This is a genomic window from Anaerovibrio sp., assembly GCF_051866355.1.
GTDB lineage: Bacteria > Bacillota > Negativicutes > Selenomonadales > Selenomonadaceae > Anaerovibrio.
On the sequence record NZ_JBJDWZ010000045.1, the window covers coordinates 4,758 to 20,387 of the forward strand.

Consider the following 15,630-nt stretch of genomic DNA (forward strand, 5'->3'; position numbering starts at 1 on the left):
GGCTGTGGCGTTTTTTCCACCAGGGTGCTCCGGGACAGCTTTATCCTGCCCATTGCGGCGGCGTGGATGAGCACGATTTCCGTGTTCTGCCTGTTTGAGATTATCCTGTTCCTGATGGGATATGGTTTTTATCCGTTGGCACACATCAAGTACAAGCTGCTGCCGATGCTGTGCTACAACATAGTTTTTGCCTGGCCCGTACATGTCATGGTACGCAGGCTGGACGAGCATTTATCTGAAAAAAAATAAATTGTGGCAGTGGACTCTGCCACATTTTGTTGTTTTTGTTTTGCGGCGCGGCGGAGCTGTGCGCATGCCGGCGGGCCGCGTGGATATGGTTGGGAGAGTTAAATGTCGGACAAGGATATTTTTAGCGGACGGTTAAAGGTGCTGAGCATCATCATCGTGCTGGTGATAGCTGTTCTTATTGCCAGGATGGGCTATCTGCAGGTGTATGATGGCGAATACTATGCAAATCTGGCAGACGGCAATCGCATACGCCTGGTTCCTTCGGTTGCTCCGAGGGGGACGATGTATGACAGGAATGGCAATATCCTCGTCACCAATCACCCCGGCTTTACCGTTTCCCTGCTTCCTCTGACGGAGCCTATTTCCGAGGAGGTAATAGGCAGGCTGTCGGCGCTTCTGAATGTGCCGGTGGAGGAAATTCACAATAAAATTGACGCCCATATAGGCTTTGACCCTATCCGCATCAAGACGGATGTGGGGCCTGAGCTGACTACCATCATTGCGGAGCAGAAGGATCTGTATCCGGGCGTGGTGGTAGAGGTTCTGCCCATCCGCGATTATATTTACAAGACGCAGGGGGCGCATGCCTATGGCTATGTAAGCGAAATCAGTGATGCGGAGCTGGAAAAGAAGAAGGATGAAGGCTACAAGAGCGGCGATATCATCGGCAAGTTCGGGCTGGAGAAGATTTACGACCAGTACCTGCGCGGCACCAATGGCGGCGAGCAGGTGGAAGTGGATGTTACCGGCAAGCCGGTGCAGGTGCTGGGCAAAAAGAATCCGATTCCCGGTAATGACCTGCATCTGACTATAGATTTGGAAATTCAGGCGGCGGCGGAGAAGGCCATCGATGAACAGCTGGTGCAGATTGGCGCCCATGCGGCGGCGGCCGTGGCGCTCAATCCGCAGACCGGCGAGGTGCTGGCCATCGTCAGCCGTCCTGCCTTTGACCCCAATCTCTTCGTGAACGGCATTTCCTCCAAGGACTGGGCCGTAATCAACAACAATCCGTACTACCCGATGGACAACAAGGCGATTACAGGCGAGTATCCGCCGGGGTCGACCTTCAAGATTATCACGGGTACGGCGGCGCTGTCCGAGGGCAGGGTTACGCCGGAGGAAAAGATTTTTGACTCCGGCCATCACTGGATTATTCCCAAGGGCAATGCCGGTGGCGAGGCGCTGGGCTGGCTGAATTTTGAGGAGGCCATGGCCCACTCCGACAATGTGTATTTCTATGAGATGGGCAACCGCCTGGGCATCGACCAGCTGGAAAGGTATGCCCGCATGTTCGGCATGGGCAAGCTGACGGGCATTGACCTTCCTTATGAGGCAGAGGGGCTGGTGGCCTGCAAGGCGTACAAGAAGCGTGTTTTTGATGAGGACTGGTATCTGGCGGAAACCTTTGACGCCGCCATCGGGCAGGGCTTCAATCTGGTGACGCCGCTGCAGGCGGCCTCCATCATGGGAGAGATTGCCGCCGATGGCAAGCGGTACAAGCCTTATCTGGTGGATAGAATCGTAGATGTGAACGGCAATGTGGTAAAGAAGTTCCAGCCGGAGCTTTTGAGCCAGCTGGATGTGGAGGACAGGTTCATCCGTCTGGTGCAGGCGGGACTGCATCAGGTTACCAAGTATGGTACGGCGGCGTTTATTTTTGGCAGGAATTATCCGGTGGAGATTGCCGGTAAGACAGGTACGGCGGAGAATCCCCACGGGCGTGACCACGGCTGGTTTGTGGCCTACGGCCCGTTCAGCAACCCGACCATTGTGGTGGCGGTCATTGTGGAGCAGGGCGGCTACGGCTCACAGTCCGCAGTGCCGATAGGCAAGAAAATTCTGGATGCGGCCTTTCATATTCCTGACCCGGCCCAGGTGGCGGCGCAGGCGAAGGCCAAGGCGGAGGCCGAGGCCAGGGCAAGGGCGGCGGCCACGGCCCAGGTGCAGAAGAAGCAGTAATGGCGAGAGGTGTTTGTATGGCAAGGGAGTTAGTAAAAATCAAGGGCGGAGCCGGAGGCTTTCAGCTGATGGTGGACAGCTCCGCAGAGCTGGCTGACGTACAGCAGGAGCTGGAAAAAAAGCTTTCCGAGCATCCTGAGTTTTTCCCGAAGGGCACGGAGTTTCAGCTGGTGGTGGCAGACCTGAGCAGGTCGGTACGCAGTGGCCTGAAGGACTTTCTCACCGACAAGGGGCTTTCGGTGTCCTCCGGCGGCCAGCCGTTTCTGAAGCGTCAGGAACAGCAGGACAGCTCCGCCGCAGGAGGCGGTCTTTATGCACAGTCCGCTCCGGCCGGACAGCAGGCAGGCGGCCTGACCGGCGAACAGCAGGTGATGACGGTGATAAACCGCACGGTCAGGAACGGTGAGGAAATTACCTCCCAGGGCTCCGTGATGGTTTGCGGCAACGTAAACCCGGGGGCCAAGATTGTGGCGGCCGGCAGTATTGATGTGCGCGGCAGCTGCCGCGGCATTGTTCACGCCGGGGCCATGGGGGATTGTCAGGCCTTTGTGGTGGCGGACAGGCTGATGCCGATGCAGATTCGCATTGCCAGCCTGATAGCCCGTTCACCTGATAATCCTGAGAAGAGCGATTATGCAGAGAAGGCGTATATAAAAGACGGTCAGATTATTATTGAACCAATAGAAAGGTAGGATTTTGTTCTGATGAGTGAGGTTATTGTAGTTACATCCGGCAAGGGCGGCGTGGGAAAAACCACCACCACTGCCAATTTGGGCGTGGGTCTGGCCCAGCGCGGCAAGAGCGTAGTTTTGATTGATACCGATACCGGCCTTCGCAACCTGGACCTGCTGCTGGGGCTGGAAAACCGTATCATGTATGATCTGGTAGATGTTACCGAGGGGCGTGTGCCGTACAAGAAGGCGCTGGTGCGCCACAAGAAGTATGAAACCCTGTTTCTGCTGCCTACCTCCCAGATTAAGGATAAGTCAGCGGTCAATCCGGCACAGCTGATGGTGCTGTGCGACGAGCTTCGCAAGGAGTATGATTATGTCATCATTGACTGTCCTGCCGGTATCGAGCAGGGCTTCAAGACTGCTATTGCGGCGGCTGACCGGGCGATTGTGGTAACCATGCCGGAGGTGTCTGCCGTGCGTGATGCAGACAAGATTATCGGTGAGCTGGGACGGGCCGAGAAGGACAATATCAGCCTGATTGTCAACAGGATACGTCCGCAGATGGTGGAGAGCGGCGACATGATGGACATGAGCGATATTGATGATATTCTTTCCATCAAGTGCATTGGCCAGATTCCGGATGATGAGATGGTGGTTACCTCCGCCAACCGCGGTGAGCCGCTGGTGGGCAACCAGAAATCCCAGGCCGGTATAGCGTATGAAAACATCGTCCGCCGCCTGCTGGGGGAGGACGTGCCTTTTATGACCTTTGCCAAGGATGGTTTTTTCTCACGCTTGAAGAAAGCCCTGGGAATATAAGGAGGTCGTGATATGCTGGATTCACTTTTAAGCATTTTTAAAAAGGAAAAATCTGGTAAGGTTGCCAAGAAGCGTTTGCAGATGGTGCTGATTCAGGATCGTGCCAGTGTATCCCCTGAGGTTATGGAGAAGCTCAGGGACGATATCATCAAGGTAATTTCCAAGTATATGGTAATCAATCAGAGCGATATGGAGATTTCGCTGGAAAATGTAGAGGATTCGGTGGCTCTGGTGGCCAATATTCCGGTACAGAATATGCGTCATCACTGAGCCGCGGCCAAAAGGCGCCGGTGCAGAAGCTGCATTGGCGTTTTTTGTTGTTATTTTTTCTGCTTCGTGCTATCATTATGAGGTTAAGATAAAATTATTTTCATGGCTGTGAGTGGAGGGATTGGCCTTGTTTTTGGATAAAAAGCTGCTGCGCAAGATGGACGTGAAGCTTCTGCTGGCGGTGACGGCGATAATCATTATAAGCCTGATTGTGATTGGCAGTGCTACCCACGTAAATACGCCCAGCGAGGAACGCTACTGGTTCGTGCAGAGGCAGGGAGTTTTTGCCCTGATTAATGCAGGCATCGCCATATTGCTGATGAATTTTGATTACAAGATGCTGCAGCGCTATGGACACAAGATGTATATTTTCAACCTGATTATGCTGCTGGCGGTAATGTTTGTGGGGCAGTCGGCGCTGGGGGCCCAGCGCTGGATTCAGCTGGGGCCTGTCACCCTGCAGCCATCGGAGTTTTCCAAGATTATCATGATCGTGTCGCTGGCGGCTCTTTTGCAGGACAAGATAGGCAAGCTGAACACCCTGTCCGACCTTTTGCCGGTGGCGGCCTATGTGGGGGTCCCCTTTATCCTTGTCATGAAACAGCCGGATCTGGGAACCTCGCTGGTTTTTATGGCGATTTTTTTTGGCATGATTTTTGCCTGCGGCATCAAACTGAAGCTGCTGGCGGGCATCTTTGGCACGGGGCTGGCCTGCATGCCGCTTTTGTGGCATGTGCTGAAGGACTATCAGAAGATGAGGATAATGGTCTTTCTTGACCCGAATGTTGACCCGCTGGGCTCCGGCTACCACATCATCCAGTCCAAGATTGCCATCGGCTCCGGCATGCTTTTTGGCAAGGGGCTGTTTGAGGGAACCCAGAGCCAGCTGAATTTCCTGCCGGAGAACCATACGGACTTTATCTTTGCGGTGGTGGGCGAGGAATGGGGCTTTATCGGCACGCTGGTACTGCTTCTCCTGTATCTGGTGGTTCTGTGGCGGGGCATCAGGATTGCCCGGCAGGCCCAGGACAATTTCGGCATGCTGCTGGCGGTGGGCATTACCTCCATGCTGGCCTTCCATGTGCTGGTAAATGTGGGCATGACTGCCGGTATCATGCCGGTTACAGGTATTCCACTGCCCTTTATGAGCTATGGCGTCAGTGCGCTGACGACCAATATTTTGGCGATTACGATACTGCTGAATATATATCTGCGCAATCAGAAGCTGCAGTTTTAAGGCTGATATAACGAGGCCGATATAATAAGGAAAGAGGTATGAGCATTGATTATAAATTTGGAACCTGAGATTTTGCAGGCGGTGGAAAAGCCGGCCCGCTACACGGGTCATGAGCTGAATGCCGTTCACAAGGACTGGGATGCTGTGCCGTGCCATTTTGCCCTTGCCCTGCCGGATGTGTATGAGGTGGGGATGTCCAACCTGGGGCTGAAAATTCTCTACGAGGTGCTGAACAGCAGGGAGGATACGGCCTGTGAACGTGTGTATGCCCCGTGGGTGGATATGGAGGCCGCTATGCGGGAGAGGGAGCTTCCCCTGTTTTCGCTGGAGAGCTTTCACGCCATCAGGGATTTTGATTTTCTGGGCTTTTCCCTGCAGTATGAAATGATTTATTCCAACATACTGAACATGCTGAATCTGGCAGGTATCCATATCTGGAGCGGTGACAGGGGCGAGGACGAGCCTTTTGTCGTAGGTGGCGGCCCTTGTGTCTACAACACGGAGCCGATTGCTGATTTTTTTGATTTCTTTATTGTGGGCGAGGGGGAAGAGCTGATTGGCGAGGTGGCCGCCCTCTTTAGCGAGTGGAAAAAGGCAGGGCGTCCTGACGGCCGCAGGGGCTTTTTAAAGCGCGTGGCCGGGCTGGATGGTATCTACGTGCCGTCGTTTTATCGCGTCGAATACAATGAGCAGGGCCTGTTTGCCTCCATTGAGCCGACGGAGCCGGAGGCGAGGCCGGTGATTTACAAGCGGCTGATTAAGGACATGGACGCGGTGCCTTTTGTGGAGAAGCCGGTTCTGCCGTATATTGATATTGTCCATGACCGCATCATGCTGGAGCTGTTCAGGGGCTGTACCAGAGGATGCCGCTTCTGTCAGGCAGGCACTTCCTACCGCCCTATCCGGGAGCGGAGCCGCAAAAGGCTCAGGGAGCTGGCGCGGAAGCTGGCGGATTCCACCGGCTACAACGAGATGTCCCTGACCTCCCTGAGCTCGGCGGATTATTCCTGCCTGGGCGAGCTGGTGGATGACCTGTTTGCGGATTTTCGTGATGAAAAGGTGAGCTTTTCCCTGCCATCCCTGCGCATAGACAGCTTTTCCATTGATTTGGCCCATAAGCTGCAACAGGTGAGAAAAAGCGGCCTGACCTTTGCGCCGGAGGCCGGTACCCAGAGATTGAGGGATGTAATCAACAAGGGCGTCACCGAGGAAAACCTCATGGGAGCGGTGGAGGCCGCCTTCCGGCAGGGCTGGAAGCAGGTGAAGCTGTACTTCATGATGGGGCTTCCTACGGAAACCGATGAGGACGTCGTGGGGATTGCCAGGCTGGCGGAGAAGGTGGCGCAGAAGTACAAGGAGGTTACCGGCAAATGGGGCGTTACCGTCACCATCAGCGTGTCCTGCTTTGTACCGAAGCCGCATACGCCTTTCCAGTGGTATGGGCAGGTGCCGCGGGAAGAGTTTGAGCGCCGCCAGCGCCTGCTGCGCAGCAGCATAAAGGAGCGGGCCGTCAAGTTCAACTACCATGAGGCCAGCGTCAGCGTGCTGGAAGGAGCTATCGCCCGCGGCGACCGCCGCATCAGCCGGGTTATCTATCAGGCCTGGCAGGACGGGGCGAAGTTTGACGGCTGGACGGATCATTTCAAGAATGATGTGTGGCTGGCCGCCTTTGAAAAGTGCGGCATAGACCTGACCCTGTACAACCAGCGCACCCGCGAGAGAAGTGAAAAACTGCCCTGGGAGCACACTACGCCGGGCGTAAGCAAGGAATTCCTGCTCCGTGAGTACAAGAAGGCGCTGGCAGGGGAGCTGACGGAGGACTGCCGCCGGGGCAAATGCTCTGCCTGCGGCGTGTGCCCGTCGCTGGATGCAAAAATCGTGGACTGGAGGCGGGAGCATGTATAAATATCGGGCTGAGATTACCAAGGGTGAGGAAATCCGCTATATTTCCCATCTGGATTATGCCGGGGTGATGGAGCGCGCTATCCGCCGCGCCAAACTGCCTGCGGCCTATTCCGAGGGGTTCAACCCTCATATCAAGCTGGCCTTTGCCTCCGCCCTGTCGCTGGGAGTAATCAGCGATGCGGAGTACATGGATTTTGAGCTGACCAAGCCCCTCTGCCAGCCGGAGGTTTTTGAAAAGCTGAGCAGGGCCCTGCCGGAGGGAGTGAAGCTCCTGCGCCTGAAACCTGTGCGGGAGCCGAAGCCCTGCAAAGGGAAGAAGCACAAGGCGCTGATGGCAGAGGTGGAGGAAGCGGAGTACGAGCTTTTACTGCCTATGACGGAGGGGGCGGCATGGGACAGCGCCCTCGCCGCTGTCAGGGCTTATAATGAAGCAAAGGAAGCCTTCGTGCATCGTGTTACCCCGAAAACGGACAAGCTGATAGAGACGAAGCAGTACATGCTGCAGCCTGTGAAGCTGTCCATGGCGGGAGATCTGCTGAAACTGCACATGGATATTGCCATTACCCAGACCGGCAGTGTCAAGCCGGGAGAGGTGCTGGAGCTTCTGGTGCAGGAATACGGCCTGCCGGGCGACACGGGCCGGGTGCTTATCAGGCGCACTGCCATGAAGGGAAAGGGCAGGCCGCTGATTGATTTGGTATAGTGAAGTAAAGGAAGGACTTTTATGAGGTCTATTATCGTCAATGTGATGCCGGAGGAAACCAGAATAGCCGTGGCAGAGGAAGGTGAGCTGGTCGGTCTGGAGCTGGAGCGTCCCCGCCATTCCCATCTGGTAGGCAACATATACAAAGGAATCGTGCAGAATGTACTGCCGGGCATGCAGGCCGCCTTTGTGGATATAGGCCGGGGCAAAAATGCCTTTCTGTATATCGGTGATGGCAAAATGGCGGACGGCTCCGGTGAGGACAGGAAAAAAATCCACATCGGGCAGGTTCTGCCGGTGCAGATTACCAAGGACGAGGTGGGCAGTAAGGGGCCGCGGGCTACCCTGCACCTGACGATTCCCGGCCGCAACGTGGTGCTGATGCCGAAGTCGGCCTACATAGGCACGTCCCATCGCATTGATTCCGAGGATGAGCGCAGGAGGCTGTACGAGATTGTCAGCCGGGCCTGTCCGGAGGGGATGGGCGTGATCATCCGCACGGCGGCGGTGGGGCAGAGCCGGGAGAGCATCGAGCGCGATATCCGTTATCTGGTCAGGATATGGCAGTCCATCGAGGCGCGGGAAAAGCTCACGAAGAACACGGGGCTTCTGTACCGCGACGTGGATCTGGTCATACGCATCGTCAGGGACATCTTCAATGATGATGTGGCGCAGATGGTCATAGATGATGCTTCTGTCTGCCGCCGGGTCAGGGAGCTTTTGAAGGATATTGATGCAGGCTGGGCTGACAGGGTGCAGTTCTACGAGGGCAGGAAGATATTTGCGGAGTACGGCATTGAAGAGGAAATTGCCAAGCTGGAAAGCCGCTATGTGGAGCTGAAATCGGGTGGCTTTCTGGTGATTGACAAGACCGAGGCCATGACCGTAATCGATGTGAATACGGGGAGCTTCGTCGGTGACCTGAATCTGGCTGAAACGGCTTTTGCCCTGAATCGCGAGGCCGCGGCAGAAATCATGAAACAGCTCCGGCTACGGGATATCGGCGGCATTATTCTGGTGGATTTCATCGACATGGAAAAGGAGGAGCACAACAGGGAGCTGCTGTTGCAGCTGCGCCAGCTGGCACAGCTGGACAGGGTCAAGACCAATGTGGTGGACATCACCTCACTGGGACTGGTGGAGATTACCCGAAAGAAGTCACGCCACAATGTGGAGAATCTCCTGCATGCGGTCTGCCCGCTGTGCGAGGGCTCCGGCAGGGTGCTGTCACCGGAAACGGTGGCTGTCAGAATCTGCCGTGACATCCGCCGCATCGAGGGCAGGAAGCACGTGGCGGAGGGCTATCTGGTACAGCTGTCGCCGGAAACAGCCAATCAGCTGAAGGGGACGGATTTTTTTGCCGGCCTGTGCAGGGAGCTGGGGATTTCCGTGGCCATAGAGGCCACGCGGGAGGTTTCGCCGGGCTGTTACGTGCTTTTGCAAAAATAAATATAGCCGGGCTTCCTGTTGTCCAGTCCTTTGTTGAGGCGTATATTCTGGAAAAACTGTATACGAGGAGGTATCAGTATGGACAAGAAATTGGAAGAACGGATGGAGAAGGAAGACTGCCGCAGGCAGTCAGGGGGAAGCAAGGCCGGTATTTATGCCGGTGCGGTGCTGTTGTTAATCGGCGTGGCCCTCATGGTGATGAAGGGAATGAGCCAGGAGTACATCGATGCTGACGGCATCCTGCATGAAAGGTTCTTTCTGTTGCCGCTGGCCGCCCTGTGCTTTTTGGGCGGACTGGCCACCCTTGCCGTGACAGGACTGCGCAGGCTGTTCGGAAAATAGGCAGTCCGCCCGGGGAAAATGGCGGCATTTTCCCCGGGCAGGGGGCGGATTGCAAATATTTTGTATACATGCTGAAAACGTATAAAAAATATAGCCAAATGATGTGTTGTATGTTATAGTAGTAAGTGTGAAAAACAGATATGCCTTAGATTTTGCTTATGAGGTGATTGCAATGCTTAAAGAATTAGCTTACTACGATGGAAAGATTGGTACCCCTGACGAGGTAATGATTCCATTCAATGACCGTTCACATTTCTTTGGCGATGGCGTTTATGACGCCACTATCGGCGGCAACCATGTTGTTTATCTTCTGGAGGACCATCTGGACCGCTTCTACACCAGCGCAAACTATTTTGACATCAAGGTGCCTATGGGCAAGCGGGAGCTGGGAGAGCTTCTCACTGACCTTCTGCGCCAGGTGGAAGGGGAAACCCATTTTGTGTACTGGCAGGTAACCCGCGGCGTGGCTCCCCGTGACCATGCCTATGGCAAGGATATGCCGGGCAAGCTGTGGGTGTGGATTAAGCAGTCCAAGGCCGGTGACCCGGATAAGGAGCTGAAGCTGATTGTCCGCCCTGATACGCGTTTCCAGCATGGCAACGCCAAGACCCTGAACCTCCTGCCTGCCGTTGTGGGCACCGAGGCGGCTGTCCGTGCCGGAGCTGACGAGTGCGTACTGCATCGCGACGGCTTCGTTACCGAGTGCTGTCACAGCAACATCCAGATTTTGAAGGATGGCATGCTGATTGCCCATCCTGATGACCAGTTTATCCTGCGGGGCATTGCCAAGACCCACATGATTGAGGCGTGCCGCAGGCTGGGAATTACCGTGATGGAGCGTCCTTTCAGTCTGGAGGAAATGTACGATGCCGATGAGGTTATCGTGACGGCTTCTTCCAAGATGTGCCAGCACGCCTGCGAGATTGAGGGCAGGAAGGTAGGCGGCAAGGACCCTGAGACACTGCACCGCATTGAAAAGGCAGTTATTCAGGAGTATCTTGATTATACCGGCAAGGCAACCCTGCTGGACTAAAAGTAAATATTGTGTTTTGTTGGAATGGGCCAATCGGCTGATATGAATAGCTTTCTATCAGTTGATGGCCCTTTATTGTTTTTTCGGGCAAAGTTTTTCACAATGTATGTAATAAATATATTTTTGATAAACTTCATGAATTTTGGAGGAGTATCATGAGCTGTGTAGATTTGAACTGTGATCTGGGCGAGAGCTTTGGGGCGTATACCATGGGGATGGATGAGGCGGTGATTCCTCATGTTACCTCTATCAATGTGGCCTGCGGCTACCATGCCGGGGACCCTGTGACCATGGAGAAGACCATGGCGCTGGCGGCGAGGTACGGCGTGGCCGTGGGGGCGCATCCCGGCTTTCCTGATTTGCTGGGCTTCGGGCGGCGGCCTATGACGGTGACGCCGGAGGAGGCCGGTGCTTATGTGAAGTATCAGATGGGAGCCCTGATGGCCTTTGCAAAGGGCCACGGGCTGAAACTACAGCATGTGAAGCCACACGGGGCGCTGTACAACATGGCCGCCAAGGATGAAAAGCTGGCACGGGCTATTGCAGAAGCGATTGCCAGTGTGGACAAGGGCATTTATCTCATGGGGCTGGCCGGTTCAGTGATGCTCACGGAGGCGGAGAAGGCAGGCCTGCCTGTCATCAGCGAGGTTTTTGCTGACCGTGCCTACAATGATGATGGTTCCCTGGTCAATCGCAAACTGCCGGGGGCGGTTATTCACGATGCGGATGAGGCGGCCGCCAGGGCAGTGAAAATGGCAAAGGAAAACAAGGTGGTCAGCATTGATGGCAAGGTTATTGACATCAGGGCGGACAGTATCTGCGTGCATGGTGATAATGCGGCGGCTATCGAGCTGGTGAAGAAAATCCGCGCATCCCTGACGGCAGAAGGAATTTCCGTGCAGAATTTTCAGGCGTAGCTACGGGCAGGCGGTTGTCCGATATCGCCTGATATAGAGCATTTGCCGTATACGGGGCATTTGACCATTAAAAGCAGTTATCCGCTGTGAGAAGGAAATGGGGGGACAGGCTTGGCAGAGACGGCTATTCCTGCCGGGGTGCGCTTTCTGGTGCTGGGCGACAGCGCGGTTTCCGTGGAGTTCGGGCAGGAAATAAAAATTGAAATCAATCGAAAGGTCATGGCACTGCAAGGCTGTGTGGAAAGGGCAGTGGCAGATGGGGCGCTTTCAGGAATCGTGGAAACGGTTCCCACCTATTGCTCCCTGATGATAGTGTACGATCCGCTGGTGCTGGGCTATGATGAACTGGTGGAGAAGCTGGCGGCTATTATCGGCAGTATAAGGCTGGCCGGCGAAGGGGAAAAGCAGGTGGTGGAAATTCCCGTGGTGTACGGGGGCGAGTACGGCCCTGACCTTGAGGAAGTGGCCGCCGCCCACGGCATGACGGCAGAGGAAGTAATCCGGCTCCATGCCGCGCCGGAGTACCCTGTATATATGCTGGGGTTTGTGGCCGGTTTTCCTTATCTGGGAGGCATGGACGAGCGTCTGGCTACGCCGCGGAAAAAGTCGCCGCGGCTGAGGATTGCCGCAGGCAGTGTGGGCATTGCCGGAGGGCAGACGGGGATTTATTCCGTGGAGTCGCCCGGCGGCTGGCAGATTATCGGCCGCACGCCGCTGAAGCTGTACGACGCGGAGAGTGAAAATCCCGTACTGCTGTCGGCAGGCAGTTATGTGAAATTCAAGCCTGTTTCAGAGGCGGAATATAAGGCGATGATAAAATGAGCAGATGTGTGCAGGCGGGTGGCAGGACAATAGTTAATGAGACAGCAGGTGGCGAGATGGAAGGCATGGCAGATATGACAGGTATCAGGGTAGTAAATGGCGGCATGCTGACTACCGTGCAGGATAGGGGCAGATACGGCTATCAGGCCAGCGGCATGCAGGTGTCAGGCGTCATGGACATGCCGTCGGCCCTGCTGGCAAATGCCCTGGTGGGCAATGAGGAGCTTTCAGGTGAGGCAGCTGTGCTGGAAACCACCTATCTGGGGCCGGAGCTGGAATTCAGGCAGGATGCGCTGGCCGCTGTTGCCGGAGGTATGCCTGATGTACTGCTGGATGGCGTGCCTGTGCGCCCCTACAGTGCCATAGACGTTAAGGCAGGGCAGAGGCTCAGGGTGGCCGCGCAAAAATCCGGCATCAGGGCATATATTGCAGTGTCGGGTGGCTTTGCCACAGCCAAGGCACTTGGCAGCAGGGCCACCAATTTGAAGCTGGGGCTGGGCGGCTATATGGGGCGCAAGCTGGAAGCTGGTGATATACTGCCTGTGGGCACGCCCGGAGGGTATGCGGCAAAGGCCCTGTCAGGCAGGGCAGGGCTTCGGAAGGTGCCGGAAAGCTATGTGGATACATTGGTGAACAGAGGTGTTGCAGCTGGTGCTGACGGCGGCAAAATCAGGCAGATAAGGGTGATTCCGGGGCCGCAGGAGGATTATTTTTCCCAGAGCTCCATTGATGGCTTTGCGGCTTCCGTCTATACGGTTTCCAATGATTCTGACCGCATGGGCTACAGGTTACAGGGCTTGGCGATAGAAAAGTCAAGACAGCAGGATTTGATTACGGATGGCATAGCCTTTGGCTCCATCCAGATACCGCCGGACGGACAGCCCATCGTCATGCTGGCGGACCATCAGACCACAGGCGGCTATCCGAAGCTGGCCACGGTGGCAACAGTGGATTTGCCGCTGATGGCGCAGTCCATGCCCGGGGACAGTCTGCAGTTCCGGATAATTTCCGTGCAGGAGGCGCAAGGGCTTTTGCGGCAGCAGCATGGCGAATTGGCAGAGGTCATCCGGCAAATGAAGGAGCAGTCCGCTATGGCCGGGAACGCCCGGCAAATGAAGGGACAGGCTGTTATGCCGGTATCTGCCGCCGGGGGCAGGCAGTTCCGGCTGAAAATAGATGGCGAAGTTTTTGATGTGATTATAAGGCAGGAGTGATTTTCATGGCAGATTATAGCAATGCAATGCCGGAGGATGTGTGGCTGAAAATAAGAAGCGGTGAAATCACCGGTCAGACTTCCGGCATGTGCAACGGCTATGCACAGGCAAATCTGGTGATTATGCCGGAGAAATACGCCGGGGATTTCGAGCAGTTTGCCCGGCAAAATCCAAAGCCGTGCCCGCTCTTGGAGGTAATCCATGGCAGCAGGTATGTGCAGGATATGGGCAAAGGGGCGGACATCCTGACGGATATTCCCAAGTACCGTATTTTTGAAAACGGTGTGCTGGTGAAAGAGGTGACGGATGCCACGCCTTATTGGCAGGAGGATATGGCTGTGTTCCTGATTGGCTGCAGCTTTTCCTTTGAGGAAGCCTTGATGAAGGCCGGTATCGATGTGCGCCATATCTCCATGGGACGCAATGTACCCATGTTCCGCACCAAGGTTATGACCAGTCCTGCCGGGCCGTTTAAAGGGGAGCTGGTGGTCAGCATGCGGCCTATGACGCCGGAGGATGCAGAGAGAGCCAACGAGATTACGGGGCGTTTTCCAAATGTGCATGGTGCGCCTGTAAATATCGGGGAGCCGGAGAAGCTGGGCATTACGGATTTGATGAAGCCGGATTACGGGGACCCGGTGGATATCCTGCCGGGGGAGATTCCTGTTTTCTGGGGTTGCGGCGTAACGCCTCAGTCGGTGATTGAGCATGCGAAGCTGCCACTGGTGATTACCCATGCCCCGGGGCATATGTTCATCACCAATATGAGAAATGATGAGGTTAATGACTTCCTCGAAAATAAGAAAAAAATATAATCGAAATCGTAAAGATATACTACAGATGTATGTTATAAGCGGATTGAATTGAGAGGTGTGTTTGCTGTGGGCTTTTTTAATAAACTAGATGAAGCAATGCGATATGATCCGGGGAACAGGGGGCTTTTAGCCAATGCGCCTGCCAACCCCTTGGAAAGACTGCAGGAAGCCTTGACGAAGATTACGGGAGTGGTTATCCTGACCGGCTTTCCGGTGAGGCTGGGACTGCACAATTTTACAGGGGAGACGGACGGGCCCCTGGGGGCGGCCAATCTTGCCTTTGCCTTTGAGTCCATCGGTGTACCGGTGTGGCTGCTGACTGACGAGGAAGCCTATTGGGTGGTAAATGCGGCGGTGACAAGGCGGGGCTGTAAATGCCGTCCTCTCATGCTGCCAAGGTATGAGGCAGATGAATTTATTGCCGCCCAGCTGGATGCCATCAAACCCAGCCATGTGCTGACTATTGAGCGTCCCGGCAAGGCGCGGGACGGGCATTACCACAATATGCGGGGGGGCATTATTGATGCCATGTTCGTGGATGCTTCCAGCATCATTGAGGCCGCCAGGGAACGGGGCATTACTACTATCTCCATCGGCGACGGCGGTAACGAAATCGGCATGGGTGCCCTGGCGGAGACTATAGAAAAGTACGTCCCTCACGGTGAAGCTATCTGTGCCAGGGAGGTGGCAGATATAGCCCTTATCAGCGGGGTTTCCAACTGGTGGGGCTGGGGCGTCAGTGCCCTGCTGTCCAGAATGTACGGCATCAATCTGCTTCCTTCTGACGATATGGAGCGGGGCATGCTGCATGACATGGTGCTGGCAGGCAGTGTGGATGGCTGTACCAAAAGGCCGGAGGAAACGGTGGACAACCTTTCCATGGAGGTCCATCTGGGAGTTTTGAATAATGTCAGGGCGGCCATGCTGGAAAAATAAGGCGGCAAATCAGCTTTGCAGGCAAATCCGTCAGCAGGATACTGCATCGGCTGGCTGTTTTATGGAATAAATTCGTGGCGGCATTAATAATGATAATATAAAAAACTCGAAAAACTGCAAAAAAACGGTGCAGGGGGTGTTTCTCTGACCGCTTTTTTTGTGGGAGATTTTCAGGCTTTTGATTATTTTTTGTCTATCGGGTGTGGAGTTGAAAATTTAAAGTATTCGTGCAGTGGACTGGTTTGACGGTTGTGCTGAAAGACTATAAAATATGTTCACTGCATTT

The 15,630-nt window shown here is 55.0% G+C and carries 13 protein-coding genes and 2 pseudogenes; all 15 read left to right on the plus strand.

Annotated features, from left to right (window positions below):
* A pseudogene (locus ACI3UA_RS02525) lies at positions 1 to 249 on the plus strand (hypothetical protein); the annotation flags it as partial.
* A gap of 102 nt (positions 250 to 351) precedes the next feature.
* Positions 352 to 2,208, plus strand: a complete 1,857-nt coding sequence (gene mrdA, locus ACI3UA_RS02530) for a penicillin-binding protein 2 (protein ID WP_439723257.1) — start codon at positions 352 to 354, stop codon at positions 2,206 to 2,208.
* A 17-nt stretch (positions 2,209 to 2,225) separates the two neighbouring features.
* Positions 2,226 to 2,900 (plus strand): septum site-determining protein MinC, encoded by a 675-nt coding sequence (gene minC / locus ACI3UA_RS02535; protein ID WP_439723258.1) that lies wholly within the window; start codon positions 2,226 to 2,228, stop codon positions 2,898 to 2,900.
* Between the two features lie 12 nt (positions 2,901 to 2,912).
* A complete protein-coding gene (gene minD, locus ACI3UA_RS02540; protein ID WP_439723259.1) occupies positions 2,913 to 3,701 on the plus strand; it encodes a septum site-determining protein MinD in 789 nt (262 codons plus the stop codon).
* A gap of 12 nt (positions 3,702 to 3,713) precedes the next feature.
* On the plus strand, positions 3,714 to 3,971 hold the full coding sequence (minE, locus tag ACI3UA_RS02545) for a cell division topological specificity factor MinE (RefSeq protein ID WP_439723260.1): 258 nt from the start codon (positions 3,714 to 3,716) through the stop codon (positions 3,969 to 3,971).
* 127 nt (positions 3,972 to 4,098) lie between these two features.
* A complete protein-coding gene (gene rodA, locus ACI3UA_RS02550; protein ID WP_439723261.1) occupies positions 4,099 to 5,208 on the plus strand; it encodes a rod shape-determining protein RodA in 1,110 nt (369 codons plus the stop codon).
* Positions 5,209 to 5,256: 48 nt separating this feature from the next.
* Positions 5,257 to 7,816, plus strand: a pseudogene (locus ACI3UA_RS02555) (TIGR03960 family B12-binding radical SAM protein).
* A 21-nt stretch (positions 7,817 to 7,837) separates the two neighbouring features.
* The gene (locus tag ACI3UA_RS02560) at positions 7,838 to 9,265 is read left to right on the plus strand and encodes an Rne/Rng family ribonuclease (protein WP_439723262.1); all 1,428 of its coding nucleotides are present in this window, start codon (positions 7,838 to 7,840) and stop codon (positions 9,263 to 9,265) included.
* Between the two features lie 78 nt (positions 9,266 to 9,343).
* Positions 9,344 to 9,607, plus strand: coding sequence for a DUF3955 domain-containing protein (locus tag ACI3UA_RS02565; protein WP_439723263.1), 264 nt, complete (start codon positions 9,344 to 9,346; stop codon positions 9,605 to 9,607).
* Between the two features lie 172 nt (positions 9,608 to 9,779).
* Complete coding sequence (locus ACI3UA_RS02570) at positions 9,780 to 10,640, plus strand: aminotransferase class IV (RefSeq protein WP_439723264.1); 861 nt, start codon at positions 9,780 to 9,782, stop codon at positions 10,638 to 10,640.
* A gap of 155 nt (positions 10,641 to 10,795) precedes the next feature.
* Complete coding sequence (locus ACI3UA_RS02575) at positions 10,796 to 11,557, plus strand: LamB/YcsF family protein (protein WP_439723265.1); 762 nt, start codon at positions 10,796 to 10,798, stop codon at positions 11,555 to 11,557.
* Between the two features lie 111 nt (positions 11,558 to 11,668).
* Positions 11,669 to 12,379, plus strand: coding sequence for a 5-oxoprolinase subunit PxpB (gene pxpB / locus ACI3UA_RS02580; RefSeq protein WP_439723266.1), 711 nt, complete (start codon positions 11,669 to 11,671; stop codon positions 12,377 to 12,379).
* Complete coding sequence (locus ACI3UA_RS02585; protein ID WP_439723267.1) at positions 12,376 to 13,593, plus strand: biotin-dependent carboxyltransferase family protein; 1,218 nt, start codon at positions 12,376 to 12,378, stop codon at positions 13,591 to 13,593. Before pxpB ends, ACI3UA_RS02585 begins: the two co-directional genes overlap by 4 nt.
* Positions 13,594 to 13,598: 5 nt before the next feature.
* Positions 13,599 to 14,408 (plus strand): putative hydro-lyase, encoded by an 810-nt coding sequence (locus ACI3UA_RS02590; RefSeq protein WP_439723268.1) that lies wholly within the window; start codon positions 13,599 to 13,601, stop codon positions 14,406 to 14,408.
* A gap of 96 nt (positions 14,409 to 14,504) precedes the next feature.
* Positions 14,505 to 15,344 (plus strand): DUF4392 domain-containing protein, encoded by an 840-nt coding sequence (locus ACI3UA_RS02595; RefSeq protein ID WP_439723269.1) that lies wholly within the window; start codon positions 14,505 to 14,507, stop codon positions 15,342 to 15,344.
* Positions 15,345 to 15,630 lie beyond the last annotated feature (286 nt).